17 protein-coding genes are annotated in these 15,883 nt (G+C 49.8%); 9 read left to right on the forward strand and 8 right to left on the reverse strand.

The window, feature by feature from the left end; translation table 11 throughout:
* Positions 1-1,473: a S8 family peptidase gene (locus tag ACEW81_RS04095; RefSeq protein WP_373531698.1), complete on the reverse strand. Its 1,473-nt coding sequence runs from the start codon at positions 1,471-1,473 to the stop codon at positions 1-3.
* A 213-nt stretch (positions 1,474-1,686) separates the two neighbouring features.
* Here ACEW81_RS04095 and ACEW81_RS04100 point away from each other — a divergent pair, with 213 nt between their 5' ends.
* Positions 1,687-2,493 (forward strand): radical SAM protein, encoded by an 807-nt coding sequence (locus tag ACEW81_RS04100; protein ID WP_373531699.1) that lies wholly within the window; start codon positions 1,687-1,689, stop codon positions 2,491-2,493.
* 188 nt (positions 2,494-2,681) lie between these two features.
* Complete coding sequence (locus tag ACEW81_RS04105; RefSeq protein WP_373531700.1) at positions 2,682-2,948, forward strand: hypothetical protein; 267 nt, start codon at positions 2,682-2,684, stop codon at positions 2,946-2,948.
* A 10-nt stretch (positions 2,949-2,958) separates the two neighbouring features.
* Here the strand turns inward: ACEW81_RS04105 and tsaD are convergent, their stop codons facing one another.
* The gene (gene tsaD, locus ACEW81_RS04110; RefSeq protein WP_373531701.1) at positions 2,959-3,993 is read right to left on the reverse strand and encodes a tRNA (adenosine(37)-N6)-threonylcarbamoyltransferase complex transferase subunit TsaD; all 1,035 of its coding nucleotides are present in this window, start codon (positions 3,991-3,993) and stop codon (positions 2,959-2,961) included.
* A gap of 123 nt (positions 3,994-4,116) precedes the next feature.
* On the opposite strand from tsaD, the gene ACEW81_RS04115 reads away from it, so the two are divergent.
* The 4 genes from ACEW81_RS04115 to aroB are packed head-to-tail and all read left to right on the forward strand — an operon-like array spanning position 4,117 to position 7,114.
* Complete coding sequence (locus ACEW81_RS04115) at positions 4,117-5,160, forward strand: tetratricopeptide repeat protein (protein ID WP_373531702.1); 1,044 nt, start codon at positions 4,117-4,119, stop codon at positions 5,158-5,160.
* Positions 5,121-5,447: a hypothetical protein gene (locus ACEW81_RS04120; protein WP_373531703.1), complete on the forward strand. Its 327-nt coding sequence runs from the start codon at positions 5,121-5,123 to the stop codon at positions 5,445-5,447. Before ACEW81_RS04115 ends, ACEW81_RS04120 begins: the two co-directional genes overlap by 40 nt.
* 4 nt (positions 5,448-5,451) lie before the next feature.
* Positions 5,452-5,982 carry a shikimate kinase gene (locus tag ACEW81_RS04125; RefSeq protein ID WP_373531704.1) on the forward strand — a complete coding sequence of 177 codons (531 nt, stop codon included), beginning with the start codon at positions 5,452-5,454 and terminating at the stop codon, positions 5,980-5,982.
* Positions 5,975-7,114: a 3-dehydroquinate synthase gene (aroB, locus tag ACEW81_RS04130; protein WP_373531705.1), complete on the forward strand. Its 1,140-nt coding sequence runs from the start codon at positions 5,975-5,977 to the stop codon at positions 7,112-7,114. Before ACEW81_RS04125 ends, aroB begins: the two co-directional genes overlap by 8 nt.
* Here the strand turns inward: aroB and ACEW81_RS04135 are convergent.
* The 3 genes from ACEW81_RS04135 to ACEW81_RS04145 all read right to left on the reverse strand — a co-directional run bounded on the left by ACEW81_RS04135 (position 7,109) and on the right by ACEW81_RS04145 (position 8,819).
* A complete protein-coding gene (locus tag ACEW81_RS04135; protein WP_373531706.1) occupies positions 7,109-7,390 on the reverse strand; it encodes a hypothetical protein in 282 nt (93 codons plus the stop codon). The two genes, aroB and ACEW81_RS04135, sit on opposite strands and share 6 nt — an antisense overlap.
* A gap of 307 nt (positions 7,391-7,697) precedes the next feature.
* Entirely contained in the window at positions 7,698-8,294 is a 597-nt protein-coding gene (recR, locus tag ACEW81_RS04140; RefSeq protein ID WP_373531707.1) for a recombination mediator RecR, read from the reverse strand.
* A gap of 207 nt (positions 8,295-8,501) precedes the next feature.
* Positions 8,502-8,819, reverse strand: coding sequence for a YbaB/EbfC family nucleoid-associated protein (locus ACEW81_RS04145; protein ID WP_373531708.1), 318 nt, complete (start codon positions 8,817-8,819; stop codon positions 8,502-8,504).
* A 374-nt stretch (positions 8,820-9,193) separates the two neighbouring features.
* Between ACEW81_RS04145 and ACEW81_RS04150 the strand changes: the two genes are divergently transcribed.
* Entirely contained in the window at positions 9,194-10,039 is an 846-nt protein-coding gene (locus ACEW81_RS04150) for a tetratricopeptide repeat protein (RefSeq protein WP_373531709.1), read from the forward strand.
* 177 nt (positions 10,040-10,216) lie between these two features.
* Here ACEW81_RS04150 and ACEW81_RS04155 read toward each other — a convergent pair whose 3' ends face one another.
* Entirely contained in the window at positions 10,217-12,088 is a 1,872-nt protein-coding gene (locus ACEW81_RS04155; RefSeq protein WP_373531710.1) for an ABC transporter substrate-binding protein, read from the reverse strand.
* 210 nt (positions 12,089-12,298) lie between these two features.
* Here ACEW81_RS04155 and ACEW81_RS04160 point away from each other — a divergent pair, with 210 nt between their 5' ends.
* A complete protein-coding gene (locus ACEW81_RS04160) occupies positions 12,299-12,475 on the forward strand; it encodes a hypothetical protein (protein ID WP_373531711.1) in 177 nt (58 codons plus the stop codon).
* Between the two features lie 111 nt (positions 12,476-12,586).
* On the opposite strand, the gene ACEW81_RS04165 is transcribed toward ACEW81_RS04160, so the two are convergent.
* Both ACEW81_RS04165 and ACEW81_RS04170 read right to left on the reverse strand, forming a co-directional pair.
* On the reverse strand, positions 12,587-13,492 hold the full coding sequence (locus tag ACEW81_RS04165; RefSeq protein WP_373531712.1) for a tetratricopeptide repeat protein: 906 nt from the start codon (positions 13,490-13,492) through the stop codon (positions 12,587-12,589).
* Positions 13,489-14,031, reverse strand: a complete 543-nt coding sequence (locus ACEW81_RS04170) for a DUF4149 domain-containing protein (protein WP_373531713.1) — start codon at positions 14,029-14,031, stop codon at positions 13,489-13,491. The genes ACEW81_RS04165 and ACEW81_RS04170 overlap by 4 nt, the downstream gene beginning before the upstream one ends.
* Before the next feature lie 584 nt (positions 14,032-14,615).
* Between ACEW81_RS04170 and ACEW81_RS04175 the strand changes: the two genes are divergently transcribed.
* Complete coding sequence (locus tag ACEW81_RS04175) at positions 14,616-15,851, forward strand: right-handed parallel beta-helix repeat-containing protein (protein WP_373531714.1); 1,236 nt, start codon at positions 14,616-14,618, stop codon at positions 15,849-15,851.
* Positions 15,852-15,883: the final 32 nt, after the last annotated feature.

Raw genomic sequence — 15,883 nt, forward strand, 5'->3', positions numbered from 1 at the left:
TTAGCTGAGTACGGCGGCTTCTGCGTTTAAAAAGCCCGCCCCGTAATCGGCAGGGCCGTAGTAGGGGCTTTTCACGGCAGTGGCTTCCAGCTTGGCTTTGATCTGCTGGAAGGTTAAATAAGGGTTTCGTTGCAGCATTAAGGCGATTACCCCGCAGGTGAAAGGCGTGGCGAATGAGGTGCCCTGGACGGTTAAATTATGTCCCATTTTGCCCGCAGGCACGCTAATGCCCATTTCCTGGCCGGGAGCGGCAATGGTAGGGTTCCAGGCTTGGCCATCGCCTTTGGATGAAAAATCCGATACTTTATAAGCGGCCCGATTGCCCGGCTGTTGTCGGGTATCGGCGGCAGCCACCGTAATCACATAGGGGCTTTCGCTAAATTTACTCATTTGAGATCCGGCTTGATAGCTCAAGCCCGGTATATTGCCATTTCCCTCGTTTGAGGCGGCGCTTACAATAATAATACCGGCGTTGGCCGCTTGTCGGGTGGCGTCTACATATTGGGCATGAGCCGCTTTAACCAGCGGGCTGTTATCCAGTACAGCATCTACCGTGTTGATGATGGTTTGGAATTGTTGGGCGGTGGTGCCATGCATGGCAGGGCCAAGGACGCTCTGTCGCAAGGCTGGGTATTTTGGATACTCGTCTTCATTGGTTTGCATCAGGATGGTGTGAATGGCGGCATGGTACATTCTGGAACGGGTAGAACCCCAGGTGGCGTTGAGTACCCGCAAGGAGGGATCTTTTTTGGCGATGGCAGTGGTAATTTGCTGGGTTCGATCCTGCATTATCTTTTGGTAGCTACTGCTTAAATCGTTCACAAACGCCTGATAACTGTCGGCGGGTAAGTCTTTTTCATCAGGTTCAAAGGTCAGTCCCAAATCTTCTACCTGCGCGCCGGGCGCAACGCCCCAAACCGGGTCGTTAATGGTGCTTTTGACCAGCTGAGTGTGTGGGCTGCTTTTCCACTGCTGGGTTTTGGAGTCTTTCACTTGCGCATCCAGAATGCCGATTTTCAACCCTTGTCCATTGAGGCCTAGGCGGGTGAGTCGTTGTCGAATTTGGGGGATTTCAGACCCCTGGACGGCGCGCTTGCGTTCGGTGGCTTTCAGGGCTTCCGTAAAGGGATTGCTCCGTTCGTTCAAAGGCACGCTTAACCAGGCGTTTTCAAATAAATTACCCTGAACGCCATTGCGGAGTTGGTAATTTCCATCGGTATTCAATACGCCCTGAGTTTGAGGCCCCCACAGGGTATCAGCTACAATTTGCCCATTTTCCAGCACGCTGCCGATAATGGGAGCATAAATTTCGGGATTGGGCTGACTCCCTTGTGGCCGAATATAGGCATCCGCTACTGAACGCCATAACACATTCCCTTCCGGGGTTTTTGGAATTGGCATACGGGTTTTTGCTTGTGCGGGTTGGGCTTGAGGCGTCGGGTAAGCCGAAATAGGCTGAATGGGGAAGACCATTGGGGCATGAACCTTTACGGGCGGGACGTTACTATAGAGCTTAAAAGCGCCTGAAGGCAACAAATTGCTAAATAAAGCGCCATTCAGCCACGCTAAAATCAGCAGTCCCGGTTTGCTCAGCCGGGCGGCACTTATGGTAGTATCTTGGCGTCTTTTAGTCCATGATTACTTCATTATTGGCTTTGTTTCGTCCCCAGTTCAGGTAGGCATAAAATGACCATTCAGTCTGATATTTCTGACGTTACCGAAGAAAAATCCTCGGTCTACGGCCCCGTTCATTCTTGGCGGGTGGGTTCATCGTTGGGCGTGGATTTGTTGCTACAAACCTCAACCTGCTCATTCAACTGTATTTACTGCCAGTTGGGAGATATCCAGCTGAAGACCGCCCAGCGTCGCATTTATGTGCCTACCGCTCAGCTAGAGCATGATTTGCGTCGTAGCCGTTGGGAAGAAGCCGATATTATTACCTTTAGCGGTAGTGGAGAGCCTACTTTGGCCCTGAACTTAGCTGAGGCCATCCATTGGGTAAAAGAATATACCGGAAAACCGGTTATGGTGTTGACCAACGCCACCCTGCTGCACGATCCGGCGGTGATTCAGGACTTACAGGGCGCTGATATTGTATCCTGCAAGCTGGACGCGGCCACAGAGGCCGGATTAAAGCAAATGAACCGCCCGGTTGAGGGCGTCACCCTGGAAAAAATCGTATCGGGCATTAAAAACCTGAAAGCGAATTATGCGGGCAAAATTGCGCTGCAATGTATGTTTATGCCCACCAATTTACGGGAAGTGGAGCAAATGGCCGAATTGATTAATGATATTCAGCCGGATGAAGTGCAGTTGAATACCCCCAAGCGGGCTTATCCGCTGGAATGGCATCTGGATTCTCGGGGCAATCACGGCGATAAGCCCTACCCCACCCGTGAGTTGCGAACGGTGTCTCCTCCGCAGGCTGATGAGATTGAGGCCCTGTTGCAGGCTAAAACCCATGTGCCTATTTTGTCCATTTATAAAAAATAGCCAAAAGCGACCATAAAGCCCGGTGATTCAACTTTTTTAATGGGCTTTGGGACTTGTTGGCCATGTTGTTCCTATCCATAACGCTGTGATGAATTCTCCACTGATTGGGGGACAGCGGGATATGCCTTTGCGCCATCTGGCATATAATAAAGTTATTGATGACATTGTGAGTGGGCTATTTCGGGCTAGTGCAAAATGAGATTCAGAAAACGAGTAATTACCAGTTTCAGTATCATAAGCTGAACCTTCGTTTTCGGCGTCTGGTGGACGTTGCGGTGGATGTTCTCAAAGAGAATCCCACGGAATACCAAAATAAAATTACCCATATTGGCAATAAAAGAGAAGGCGGACTCTATCGCTTTCGGATGCCGGGGTGCTACTTGCTGTATGTGATTCCCGAGCATGAGGTGGATACCCCGGCTAGTATCATATTAACCGCCATCAAATTGATGTAGTCGTTCACGGTCAGGGTTTTACGCTTCTGGAAAAAACTTCCTCTCGAATGTCCTGGGTAATGGGGTTCAGGTAGGCGGAAGCCGCTACCATGGCAGCGTTATCCGTGCAAAATGCCATTTTGGGAACATAAAGGCGATAGGCCGGATGTTGCGCCACAAACCGGGCAAAGCGCTCTCGAAGTCCCTGATTGGCGGACACACCACCGGCGATAGCAATGGTAAACAACCCGTGTGCCTGAGCGCAGTGGAGGGTTTTTTCAAACAGGGTTTCCACCACGGTATGTTGAAAAGAGGCCGCCATATTTTTTTGCAGCCGCTCGGTTTCAGCAGGTAAGTTTTCAGGGGCAAGGACCTGAAGCGCTTTTTCATAAGCCCGAGCGCTGGCGGTTTTAAGCCCGCTAAAGCTGAAATCGTAAGGTCGCCCCTCCAATCGGGCCTTGGGAAGCTGAAATGATTTGGGATCGCCCAATGGGGCCAACTGATCCAGCACCGGCCCGCCGGGGTAAGGGAGATCCATCAGTCGGGCCACTTTGTCGTAGGCCTCGCCCACCGCGTCATCCAGAGTTTCCCCCACAATGGTCATGGTTTCATAACTGTCTACCACAATTAGCTGGGTATGCCCGCCACTGACCAACAGGCACAAAAAAGGCGGCTCTAAATCGCTTTCCAGATAATTGGAAGCCACATGGGCATATAAATGATTGACACCCAAAAAGGGCTTCCCGGTAATCAGGCTGAGGGTTTTTCCGGTGTTGGCCCCCACCAGCAACGATCCAATCAGTCCCGGCCCCAGGGTGGCGGCAAATGCGTCAATGTCGTCCAGTTGGCAACCGGCTTTATCCAAAGCGGCTTCCAGCGCGTAATTAACCGATTCTATATGCTCTCGGGCGGCAGCTTCGGGTACCACGCCGCCAAAACGGGCATGTAATTCTGTTTGAGAAGAAATCACGCTGGATAAAACCTGCCGTCCATCCCGCACCACGGCCACGGCGGTATCGTCACAACTGCTTTCTAGCGCTAAAATGGTTCGAAAGGGGAGGCTCATGGCGGATATTTCCTTTGAAATAGGGCGAGTTGAGCAAGTAAATCCACGCTCAGGGATAAATCGCTGGAACCGGAGTCGCTTTTTAGGATACAATACACCGTACGTAAGGGATAGGCAGAGCGCATGCGAACAGAGTCCAAATCTTCCATCATTCAACCGGTTTTCCGTAAATTGGCCCCTTGGGCTGCTTTGTTTTCAGTGTTTCCGGCCATTGTGGTCGTTAATTTGCTGTTTCTTAATTTATTTCCGGCCCACTCTGGCTCTGCACAACCTGTTTTTGGGTTGAAGGAAGCGTTAAACCCTCAAAATATTCAGCCTCAATCTTTATATATTTATAATTCCCGCGATACCAACCGGTTATTTGGCAATTTTTACTACACGCTAGGCACCCAGCTGGCCGCCAGAGGGCAAATTTCATCGGCCGAAGGCATGTTGTCCAAAGCGGCCCAATTAATGCCGGATAACCCTTTCGTGCATATGAATTACGGCATTGTGCTGGAGGCCCTTCAAAAAAATAATGAAGCGCTGGCCCAGTATCAGGAAGCCTTGAAGCTGAACCCTGAAATGAGTCAGGCCCTTTACAGTATCGGTTTGCTGCAAGACAAGATGGGCCAGATTGATGCGGGTGTGGCCAGCTTGAAAAAAGCCTTGGTTCTTGAGCCAGAAAATAGTTTTATTAACTATGATTTGGGCGTTCTGTACGCCAAAAAAGGTGATTATCCCAATTCGGCGCTTTATTCCAAAAAAGCGTTGGAGGGTGTGGGTTCCGATTTCGCGGAAGCGTACAACAACTATGGTTACGCATTGGCGCAAATGGGCCAGTATGCGGAAGCCCTTGTGGCGGTGGATGAATCTTTAAAACTGAAGCCCGATAGCGCCGCCACACTGGATAGTAAAGGCTTTGCCCTGTATGGCTTAGCCCGCTACCAAGAGGCCCTTGCCGCTTACAACGAGGCCTTGAAGCTGGACCCCACCATTGGGGAAGTGTATCTGCACTTGGCTCAAACCCAGGAAAAGCTGAAAAATTATGAGCAAGCCATTAAGGCTTACGAAACCTACTTGCAATTGTCGCCAGAGGCCACGGACAAGGCCCAGGTGCAAGCCAAAATTTTAGAGGTGAAGAAAAAATGGCCCCGCCAAACGCTTCCCCAGAAGCCCGTCCAGTAATGGGTGGGTTGATGGTTAAAGGGGTGCTTGTGGGGCTTGCTTCTTTGGTTCTGGCTGCCAGCGGGTTGGTTTGGGCGCAAGCCACCGGCAGCCCCTCGATGAACCCGAACCTGAATCTTAACCCCGATAACGGCCCTCAGCCTTTGAGCGAGAATCAATCGGCCATGCCCGCCGCCGCTACTCAGTCTTCCTCCAGCCTGAATCATTCGCTTCAGGCTCAGCCCAAACCAACCATTCAGTTAAGCCCCACCATTCAAAATCGTGAACTTATTAAACCCAGAAGCTGACCGGTTGGATGACAGCCGCATTTACCTCACTGGCTTTATGGGAGCCGGTAAATCCACCATTGGAAAAATTCTGGCCCACCGCATCGGGTACCGCTTTTATGATACCGATCACTTGGTGATGAGGGGCTTTGGCAAGCCGGTTTCCGTTATTTTTGAGCAGAACGGGGAAGAAGCGTTTCGCAAGGCCGAAGTGTTGGTGCTGAACGAGCTGGCTCAAAGGGTAAAGGTGGTGGTTTCTACGGGCGGCGGTACTCTGGTGCGGGATGAAACTTTTACCATCGCCAGAAAATCAGGCGTGCTGATTTATTTGCGGGCGCCGGTGTCGGATTTGTACGAGCGGGTGATTTTTAGCCCCAAAGACAGACCCCAAGTGGACGTGCCGGAACAGGAATCCATTTTTCACGAATACTTTGAGCAGCGCCGCCACTACTATGAACGCTCCGATTTTACGGTGGATACGGTCAATCGTAAGCCGGATGATGTGGTGCGGGATATTATAGCCGGGTTAAATCTGAAAGCGGCCCGCCATGGCTAAAGTTAACCAGAATAAAACTCAGCCTGCCTCGGTGGAGGTGCTTTTAACCGCCAGTGAACCCCGGTGCTACGCCATTGTGGCCCAATCGGGCCTGTTAAGCCGCTTGGGTCAGGAATGCCAGACGGTGTTGGCCAAAGGCGCTCAAATTCTGGTGTTAACGGATACCCATCTGGAAAATCGCTACCTCCCACAGGTGATAACCGGCTTAAAAGCCGCCGGGTTTGAGGTCACGCCTCTGGTGATCCCCCCGGGAGAGGCCAGCAAGCGATTTGAGCAAGCCTGGCACGTTCATGAAGCCTTGCTGGCCAATGGATTTACCCGCAAAGACGCCATTTTGGGTTTAGGCGGTGGGGTTATTGGTGATTTGGCCGGTTTTTGCGCCTCTACCTATCACCGGGGCATGGGCTTAATTCACGTGCCCACTACTCTGGTTTCCCAGGTAGATTCCGCCATTGGGGGCAAAACAGCGGTGAACCTGGGGGCGGTTAAAAATCTGGTAGGCACCTTTTATCAACCCTTGCGGGTATTGGCGGATACGGATACCTTGCTGAGCCTGCCTCCCCGTGAGCTGGCGGCGGGCATGGCCGAAGTGATTAAATACGGCCTGATTGAAACCGCTTGCGATGGCCAGAGTGGCTTTTTCAACTGGCTGGAATCGCATGCCAATTGCTTACAGCCGGTTTTCCCGGAAATGATTCGCCGGTGCGCTGAAATTAAGGCCGCCGTGGTGATGCAGGACGAGTTGGAAACCAAAGGGCTGCGCTTTTTCCTGAATTTAGGCCACACCTTTGGCCATGCCTACGAATCGCTGAGCGACTTTGGCATTTTGCACGGGGAAGCGGTGGCCATTGGCATGCTAAAAGCGGTGCGGTTGTCCTGCCAACTGGGCTTATTTCCTGTGGAAGCCATCGATCGCTTGCAAGGGTTATATGCTGAAACCGGCCTGCTGCCTTGCGTGGAAAACGCCCCAGCCTACGCCGCTCAGGATTTATTGGCGGTTATGAGGCATGATAAAAAGAACCGGGATGGTAACATCCGGCTGGTTTTGCCCATTGAAACTTTGGGTCGGGTGATGGTTCGAGATGATATCCCTGATGAGGCGATTCTCTCGGTCCTGAAATCGCCTTTATAAGCCGTTACTGCCTTTATTAGGCACCCAGCGAGGGCCAATCATGGGAACATCGGCTTCTAAAACCTCTCTGGGAAACAGCATTTGGCTTCTTAATGCCTGTTGTTCGGCAAACCACTGCATGCCCAGTAAAATTGGCGATAAATTTTCCCCCTGCATGGCCGGATCTCTCAGCAAGGACCCTTCTTTGAGATGGTAGGATTTTAGGGGCGCCGCCCACGAGGTGGTGGCTATTCCCAGACAAAGGGCGAGGCTTAGTAGCGTTAGTGGGTTTCGCATGTCACTATCCCCTTCCTTTCACAACAGGGTGGTCCCATTGCGTCATTGATGATGATGATTTTTCTTTTTTTGGCTGCCTGTTTTTAACTTAACCCCAACGCCAGCAGGCGGTATCCTGTATTTGGCTGGCTTTACGCCGCTGAGCTGTGAATGATTCAGGTGTATGTTCCCAGATTTATTTTTTAACTCAGGTTTACGTTCGGCCCAGATGCTGTTTTTAGCGTCTTTAGTTTGTAGACGATTGGTTTGCCGAATGGTTTAAATGGTCTGTCTAATTTTTTGTTTAAACGGCCTGTCGGCTTTTAATTTAAACGGTCTGACGACCTTGCAGCGCTCGGGTAATGGTCATACTGTCAGCATACTCCAGATCGGCACCCACCGGCAAGCCGAAGGCAATCCGGGTGAGTTTAACCCCTAGTGGTTTGATGAGTCGGGACAGGTACAAACTGGTGGTGTCTCCTTCAATGGAAGGCGGCAGGGCCAGAATGACTTCCTCAATGTCGGGATTGGACAGCCGAGCGATGAGTTCCTTGATCTTCAAGTCCTCCGGTCCAATGCCTTCCAGCGGCGAGATCAAACCTTGCAACACATGGTACAGGCCCTTGAACTCTCCGGTTCTTTCCAGTGCGTACAAGTCCTTGGGTTCTGAAACCAGACACAGGGTATGTTGCTTGCGGTGGGGTTGTACGCATAATTCACAAACGGTTTGGGCTGAAAGGTTAAAGCACTGCTGGCAGTAACCAATTTTGTCACGGGCGTCCAGCAGGGCCTCTGAAAAAGTACGGACATCTTCCGGCGCTTGTTTAAGCACATGAAAAGCCAGCCTTTGGGCCGATTTTGGGCCAATGCCGGGTAATTTTTGAAACTCTTCAATCAGTCTGGCCAGGGGGAGGGTGTAACTCATTTAACGCTCTCAATAAGGGGTTGGGGTGGTATTAAGGCTGTTTGGCCTCGGTCGGATCGGGTGCGAACGGCTATCTGCGGAGGGGTTTTGCCTGCACAGCGGAACCACTCTTCTATTCTACTCAAGAATTGGCCCAGGAAAAACTTGCCTGCGTAAAGCATGGGCTTTCGCAGGCAATGGGTTTTGAGATATATCTGTAAGGACGCTTTAGAAACCGGGGAGTTTCAAGCCGGGAATGTTCAGGCCAGCGGTGATTTTGGACATTTTTTGTTCCATGGTGTCGGTCACTTTGTTGCTGACATCTTTCAAGGCCGCCAGCACCAAATCTTCCAGCATGTCCCGATCCGCAATGGCATCTTCCTTGATTTTAACGGCGGTGAATTCGTACTTGCCGTTGCAGGTTACGGTAACCGCCCCACCGCCAGCAGTCCCGGTGAATTCAGCGCCTTCCATTTCGGTTTGCACATCTTTCATTTGATCCTGCATTTTTTGGGCTTGTTTCATCATTTGTTGAATGTTAAACATGGAAATGCCTTTCTCTAAGCTTGTTTTGAGTTCGCAGGATCTGGCCAGCCCCATACCTTGCCGCCGGAAGCGGGTTGAACTGCCGCCTGCACTGAATCTATGGGGAGAATTATACCTTAAAAGGGGTTTTACTTCATAACGCATGCGGGCCATTGGCACAAAATCTGCCCGTCTTTATTTTCTACAAGTGTCATATATAGCGGATTTTTCAAACACTGATCCTTCGGCATCGATCCGATGGACGATTTCAAGAAGAACCCCGGCCTCTACAATAAATAGTGTCAGGTGAAGCAAATTCTTACCCGACAGGATTCGTGGTGATTAGTGGAATTGGTTAGGCGTACTCCTTTCCGACAGGGAGCTGTGGAATTATTATGAGCTTAAATGAACAGCGACAAGCCGCCGAGCCGGGCGCCAGATACTCCAGCAAGTTAATGACCGCCCTGAACCGCTTTACTGGCGGTTTGGCAACGGAAGTGGCTAACCCCCTGAAGGTCAAATACGGGAAGGCTTACGATTACCTCATTTCCGGTGACACCCATCGTTACCGGGAAGAGATTGATACCGCCATTTCCCAGTACCGTTTGGCGCTGGAACAACGAGAAGATTTTACGGAAGCCTATGTGGGCATTGCCAAGTGTTTGCGCCGTAAAGGCGATAGCCTGGGGGCTATTCAGTATTTGGCTCATGCCTTGTCTCAAAACGGTTTCCGCCGGGAACTGCATCAGGATATCGCCAAGTGTTACGCCGAGTGTGGTTATACCGCCAAATCCATTCATCATTACGAACGGGCCATCAAGCTGGATCGCCGTTCAGTGGAAGCCCGCTTTGGGCTGGCCCTGGTGGTGGAAATGACTGAGGACTTTGATTATACCGTTCGGCTCTATGAGCAAATCATTGAGATTGAACCTGAATTTTTACCCGCCTACAATAATCTGGGCAGCATTTTTATGCGTCTGGAGCGCTACGAGGAAGCCGAAGCGCTGTTTCGCACCCTGATTGCCAAAGCCCCCGATTTTACCCGTGGTCATTTGGGTTTGGCCATTACTCTGGATAAAGCTGGCAAGCGCCAGCAGGCCATTGCCAGCTACCATCAGGTCATGCGGTTGCGTCCCACCAGTAAAAATACCGATTTCATCGAAAAGCGCATTGTTAACCTGAACGCTGAGCTGGGCCGGGTAAAATCCAGCAAAAACACGACCTTAGTCTTAATCAAATAACGCCTGCGCGTTCTTTGAGGTCTTAATCAAATAACGCTTGCGCGTTCTTTGGGGTTTTAATCAAATAATGCCTACGCATTCTTTGGGGTCTTCATCAAATAACGCCATGCGTTTTTGAAAATACAGCATTAAAAAGGGGCCTAGGCCCCTTTTTAAATGGATTTCAGAGGGTCAGCTTTAGGGCTGAATCCAGACTTCTTCCGTGTTGTGGAAGGCTTCCAGCGGGGTGGGATCAAAATTCTGGATGCGTTCCCGCACGGCGATAATGTTGAGCGGAGAGTACAGGTAAATGAACGGGGCCTGCTCATAAACCACCTGCTGCAATGCGTCATAAACCTGATGGCGCTCTTTCTCATCAAAGGTTTGAGATCCGGTTTCCACCAGAGCGTCCAGTTGTTTCTCCCAAGGGAAGCGATCGTTGATGTTGGTGGCTTTGCCCGCTTCAATTTTGCGTTGGTTAAACATGTGAATGGATCCATCGCTTTTCCATACGTTGGCCCCGCTGTGGGGATCCAGCGGACTGCCGGTCAAGCCCATCACCATGGCCTCCCAGGTGCCATCTTTCAGGTTGCCAATAAGTACGTTGAAATCAATGGGCTTAAAATTCACTTTCATGCCCAGCTGAGCCAAGTCCTGCTTCAGGTTCACCCCAACCGCTTCTCGCTCGGTGTTGCCGCTGTTGGTATACAGGTTAAACTCAACCACGTTGCCCTGTTTGTCATGCAAAATGCCTTGCTTATCCCAGGTAAACCCGCTTTTTTTAAGCAGGCTTTTGGCGTAATCAATATCGGCGTCAAACCCTTTGGCCAGTTTGGGGTTGAGGTAAATGGAGGATAGCGATTCCGAGGTAAATAGCGGAGCGCCCACCCCTTTCAGGATATTGGCCACAATATCTTGCCGTTTGATGGCATGATTAATGGCTTGTCGAAAATTAACATCTCTAAACCAGGCCGATTTGACGGGGTTTACAAACGGCTTGCCTTCGGCGTTGTTGCGGTTATTCATATTCAGGGTCAGAAAGACCGTGCCGGTGGCAGGACCCAGGTTATAGAGTTTGAAGTCCGGCTTTTTTAATTGGCGCACATGGGAAAGCAGATTGCCGGGAACGTTGTAGATATCCACCTTGCCTTGCTCAAACTGCAGGCTCTGGTTGTTCATATCCCCCACAAAGCTAATGGAAAACTTATCCATGTAAGGAAGCCGTTGCCCCTTGCTATCCACCATAAAAAAGTGGGGATTGCGCTTGAAAATGGCTTTTTGGCGAGGCACATAACTTTCCAGCAGCCACATGCCGCCAGATACAAATTTCTGGGGCGCTTTGGCCGCATCCGACACCCCCATAAAGGCGGAGAAGGCGGTATCTCCTTTGGCCACCACTGGCTTGAAAATATGGGCGGGGGCAATGCCTTCACTTAAATTGCGCATGAAAGGGGCAAAGGGTTTGGCGGTTTTAAACTGAATGGTTAAATCATCCAGCGCCTTCACGTCTGGAAATTGCCCGTCCACCAGCACCACATCCCGGTGGCTGGCGTTGCCCAACCCGGCTTTCACAATTTCGTTCCAGGTAAAAACAACGTCTTTAGAAGTGATTGGCTGACCATCAGACCATTTCAGCCCCTTGCGGAGGGTGACCGTGTAAGTCATCTTGTCATCAGACAGTTTGACGGATTTGGCCAGATATGGCACCGGCTCACCGCTGTAAGCATCAGTCACCATTAAACCGGCGTAAAGCATGCCGCCTAAGGTGCTGGAGGTGGCATCGGTAGAAGCCCATGGGTTGAAGGTTTTGGGGCCATCGCTGATTTGATTATCGTAGAAAGTGCCACCCAATTGTCCCACGGGGCCACGGGCTTGCAGTCGTTCCGCGCCATCTATTAACACGGTTTTAAAAGGCCCTCTGGGGGTGGGTTGAACACTGACAATCGGTTTACCGCTACCGCCAATGGTTTTGCCGTAGTTGGCGGCCGAACCGCTTTTGGGGGGCGGGGCGCATCCGGCCATGGGGGTTAAAACCAACAAAATTGTTAAAGCAGACAGGGTTTGTTTCATATTTTTTACCGCCTCACCAGATGAAAACGCCATTATTATAGCCTGAAAGCCCTGATTTGACGACTATTCCGCACCTTGCGCAAGGAGCTTGTTTTTGTTTTAAAAATTTAAAAGCAAAAATATTGACCATCCGGCGGATGAGCGAACCGAGGTGAACTTCTACAATGAGGAAAGTTGATCCAATTACGTAATCAAGAGAGTGTGTGAAAGATGACCTTTCGAGATCTGGCCTTCCAGGAGGATCTTAAGTTGACCTCCTCCGTGTTTGATCAGGATGAGCGTAAAAGCCCCTTCAAAGCGCTGTTAGACAATCAAAGTCCGGTCATGAAAGTTTGGTTTGTGATTATGCTGCTGAATCTGGGATTGTTTTTAGTGGTGATTCACTAGATTTCATTTTTTTGAGACGTTTACAAGGTGCGTCCAGTGGAAGGGCTGCTGTAGGCCCCTAAAATTTAATAGCCAAAAAGCTGTTTCTGTTAGAAGAATCGGCTTTTTGCGTTACTGCCCCTCGGGGGAAGCCTGGATGCCTTGCACCAGACAGGCCTTATCCAGAAACGGCGGGATTTCCTGACCGGTTAAGGTGGGCCGGTTGCTGTTGAAAATTCTGTTTTTTACATTCTGCACTTTTACCGCTAAGCCTTGGGCCATGGCCATATCATTGCGATCGCTGAGGATTTGAATGGCCCGCCCCATTTGACGATAGGCTTCCTCCTCAAAGCTCAAATCGCTGAGCACCAGCCCCAGGTTATAACGGGCCTCGTAACTGTTGGGGCTGACCACCAGCGCTTGGCAATAAGCTTTGGCCGCAGCGGTGTTATCGTCTATATTCTGGTAAGAAACCCCCAGGTTAAAGTGGGTTTGAAACTGCTGATTGTTCAGCTTTAAAGATTGCTGGTAATAGTAACGGGCCTGAGCGTACAGCCATTTTTGAGTGGCCTCCCGTTTTTCCGCCGGGTTTTCGGCGGCCGTTTTATAAACGTTACCAATACTGGCTAACAGTTGGGGGTTTTTGGGATGCGCTTTCAGGGCCTGACGCAGTTCTACAATGGCCTCATTCACACGCTTGGCATCATTTTTTAGCAAGCCTGCCAATGCCATGCGGGCTTCCAGATGATCGGGAGCTTGCTTGAGTAGGGTTCGGTAAGTGGCTTCCGCTTGTGAATTTTGCTGGTTTTTTCGATACAGCCAGGCCAGCCTTAGCGCAATAGTGGCATTGTCGGGGAACTGCTTATGGCCTTCCTCGTAAAGCTGAATGCCTTTTTCCCAGTTTTGAGCCTCAATGGCCTTTTGGGCCGATTGCTCAATTTGATTAGCCCGCCCGTAACTTAAAAGGGCATTAAAATTAAACGCCACAATTACCACAATGATCAAAAACAGGGCAAAGCTCAGGATACGGCTCATCATACTTTAGGCCGGTTTTCTTTGGGGTTCGCAAGGGGGTGATCCATAAACGGGGTCAACAGTATCAGCAGAATGACGATCCATAAGTTGGCCTTATAAATGCCTTCGGATAATTTGTGCTTTTGCTCAAACTGTCGACCGGCCACCGTGGTTAAATCCCGATGGGTTCCGGCTCGGTTCAGGCGCTCAATATCGGCATTGAGGAACTGGGTGGCGTACAGCAAGCTGAGGGTTAATGCGCCCAGTAAAATCCAGCGCAACGCAGGAAGCAAGCCATGGTGTTTGAGCTGCCGGGTTCCGATACGCAGGGACTCTCCCAGCAGGGCCAGCAACAGGGCGACTTGTAACACCATATCGAAGCGACGAAAAATAATGGCCATAACCGGGCCCGCCTCTATTCTGGAAAATTGTCCAAAAACCACGGGGGCGGTAAAAGCGCCCAGGGCCAGCATACCGCCTGCCATGATCGCAAAACCCAGGTTTTGTAGCCCGCTGCCCAGCGAGAGCCAACGACTTGAAAGGAAGCAACACTTGGTATTCATACTTAGAAACTTTCTGCCCAAACAGCTGATTGGTTTAACTGTATTATAAAGGACCCTCGGTTTTACGGGGATAACGCATGCCCCCTCGGTTACTTTTATCCGGTTAATAAAGGGGCTTGTTGAGATCCCCGGAGAGAGACAACCTATGGGCGATTTCAGAAAATATGAATGAAATTTTACAATGAATTTTAAGCGCTGACCTTAAGAATTGATGCTCATCTGGAGACAGGTTAAAAACGCAAACGCATGGCTGAAATCAGGGCGGTTTTAGCAGAGGTTCAATGTCAGGAACTATTCTTCTGTTGGTAGTGGGTTTTGATTTTGAGTGTGCCAGCTGGTTTGATAATTTATATTTATGGTGATACTATAAAAACAAACGTATGTCCTTGAGTTCGTTCGTTAATTTCGCCAAGTTGAGTGTGTCTGTAAGTGTATGTAATGGGCCTTGTGGGCTTTATTTTAGTAAATCGTCATCCGTTTTCTTGTAGTTAGTAGTTACTTGTGTAGTGGGTTCGTTTTCGAGCAGGAATTTTCATAGAAAGCGCCCTGTGTAAGAAATCGAGCTTAAATGGAGTGAATTGAACATGTTTCGGAACCCAATCCGTCTAACTTTGGCTTGCTTACTTTCTGTAGTGGCACTTCAAAGTAGCGATGCCTTCGCCTATCAGCTGGATGCTAAAAGCCGTACCCTTAGCGTCACACCGGGTACGTCTGCCTCTGCCACCACCACCGACCTGAAAAACGCCTTTAATTATCTGGTGAACCGCAGCGATAAAACCAGTTTGTGGACCTTGAAGCTGGCACCGGGAAACTATTATGTGCTTAGTCAGATTCCGGTTCGTAACCTGCAAAATACGGCGTTGCTCAGCGATATGAGTCAACCCGCTAAACTCATCAAGGATAAGAGCTTTACCAGTGCCTCTGGCGGAGAGTATCTGCTGAATTTCCAGTTTAGTAAAAATATTTCTATTACCGGAATGCAGTTTTATGGGCAGACCGATTTTGCCAAGAGTCTGGCGCCAGTGTGGCCGGATCAGGGTGTGTATTTTGGTTCGTGTAACACGGTGAATGTTAAAAACAACGCGTTTTACAACTTCGGAAATGGAGCGTTGAGAGTGACCACCACCGAACGCGATCCGGTGATTGGGGTTAATAGCTTCAATACGGTTGTGGCCAATAATTTATTTAATAACGTATATCAAGTAACAACCACCCCCAATGATGATGTTCACGGTGGCTCCGCCAATTTCACCCTGCAAAGCAACGTGTTTTATAACTTGAGAGGCTCCATTAAATTCGCCTCCCGCACGGCTGGCGCTAAAAATGTGAAAATTTTGAGTAATAAAATCAACGGCGGCGATCATTACGGGCTGGAGGTGAATAATTACGATGACATGGAAATCAGGGGCAATACCATTCAAAACATGAAGGAATTTGCCATTAACATCTACAACAACCCTCGTGCCACCTCAACCTTCAACTGGGGCAATAACTTTGTTATTGCCGATAATAATATTAGCAACGTAGGCCGAGGGATTCGCTTCAGTACCGAACCGTATGCCAATGGCACCCAAGTGCTTCCCCGTAACGTATCATTCATTAACAACACCATGAACGGCGTGAAGGACACCAGTGGGTTGGCGGCCATTTCTCAAATTAATGGCAAAGTGAATGGCTTAACCATTACTGGCAATAAGTTAAGCAACATCGCCAATAAAAAATATATTAATTACAGTACCGCCAGCACAAGTGTTAAATATTATAATAACCTGGTGAATGGGGTGGCTTTCGGGCCTCAACAATCCACCGCCTCTAAATAAAACTTAGGCTGGTTATAATCACTTAAAAACGG

Source organism: Vampirovibrio sp., assembly GCF_041737375.1.
Lineage (GTDB): Bacteria > Cyanobacteriota > Vampirovibrionia > Vampirovibrionales > Vampirovibrionaceae > Vampirovibrio.

Excerpts from the sequence above, each read along its gene's own strand:
- ACEW81_RS04095 (WP_373531698.1), bottom strand. The coding sequence starts at position 1,473 with ATGGTCTTCCCCATTCAGCCTATTTCGGCTTACCCGACGCCTCAAGCC.
- ACEW81_RS04100 (WP_373531699.1), top strand. The coding sequence starts at position 1,687 with ATGACCATTCAGTCTGATATTTCTGACGTTACCGAAGAAAAATCCTCG.
- tsaD (WP_373531701.1), bottom strand. The coding sequence starts at position 3,993 with ATGAGCCTCCCCTTTCGAACCATTTTAGCGCTAGAAAGCAGTTGTGAC.
- ACEW81_RS04115 (WP_373531702.1), top strand. The coding sequence starts at position 4,117 with ATGCGAACAGAGTCCAAATCTTCCATCATTCAACCGGTTTTCCGTAAA.
- ACEW81_RS04120 (WP_373531703.1), top strand. The coding sequence starts at position 5,121 with ATGGCCCCGCCAAACGCTTCCCCAGAAGCCCGTCCAGTAATGGGTGGG.
- aroB (WP_373531705.1), top strand. The coding sequence starts at position 5,975 with ATGGCTAAAGTTAACCAGAATAAAACTCAGCCTGCCTCGGTGGAGGTG.
- ACEW81_RS04135 (WP_373531706.1), bottom strand. The coding sequence starts at position 7,390 with ATGCGAAACCCACTAACGCTACTAAGCCTCGCCCTTTGTCTGGGAATA.
- recR (WP_373531707.1), bottom strand. The coding sequence starts at position 8,294 with ATGAGTTACACCCTCCCCCTGGCCAGACTGATTGAAGAGTTTCAAAAA.
- ACEW81_RS04145 (WP_373531708.1), bottom strand. The coding sequence starts at position 8,819 with ATGTTTAACATTCAACAAATGATGAAACAAGCCCAAAAAATGCAGGAT.
- ACEW81_RS04150 (WP_373531709.1), top strand. The coding sequence starts at position 9,194 with ATGAGCTTAAATGAACAGCGACAAGCCGCCGAGCCGGGCGCCAGATAC.
- ACEW81_RS04155 (WP_373531710.1), bottom strand. The coding sequence starts at position 12,088 with ATGAAACAAACCCTGTCTGCTTTAACAATTTTGTTGGTTTTAACCCCC.
- ACEW81_RS04160 (WP_373531711.1), top strand. The coding sequence starts at position 12,299 with ATGACCTTTCGAGATCTGGCCTTCCAGGAGGATCTTAAGTTGACCTCC.
- ACEW81_RS04165 (WP_373531712.1), bottom strand. The coding sequence starts at position 13,492 with ATGATGAGCCGTATCCTGAGCTTTGCCCTGTTTTTGATCATTGTGGTA.
- ACEW81_RS04170 (WP_373531713.1), bottom strand. The coding sequence starts at position 14,031 with ATGAATACCAAGTGTTGCTTCCTTTCAAGTCGTTGGCTCTCGCTGGGC.
- ACEW81_RS04175 (WP_373531714.1), top strand. The coding sequence starts at position 14,616 with ATGTTTCGGAACCCAATCCGTCTAACTTTGGCTTGCTTACTTTCTGTA.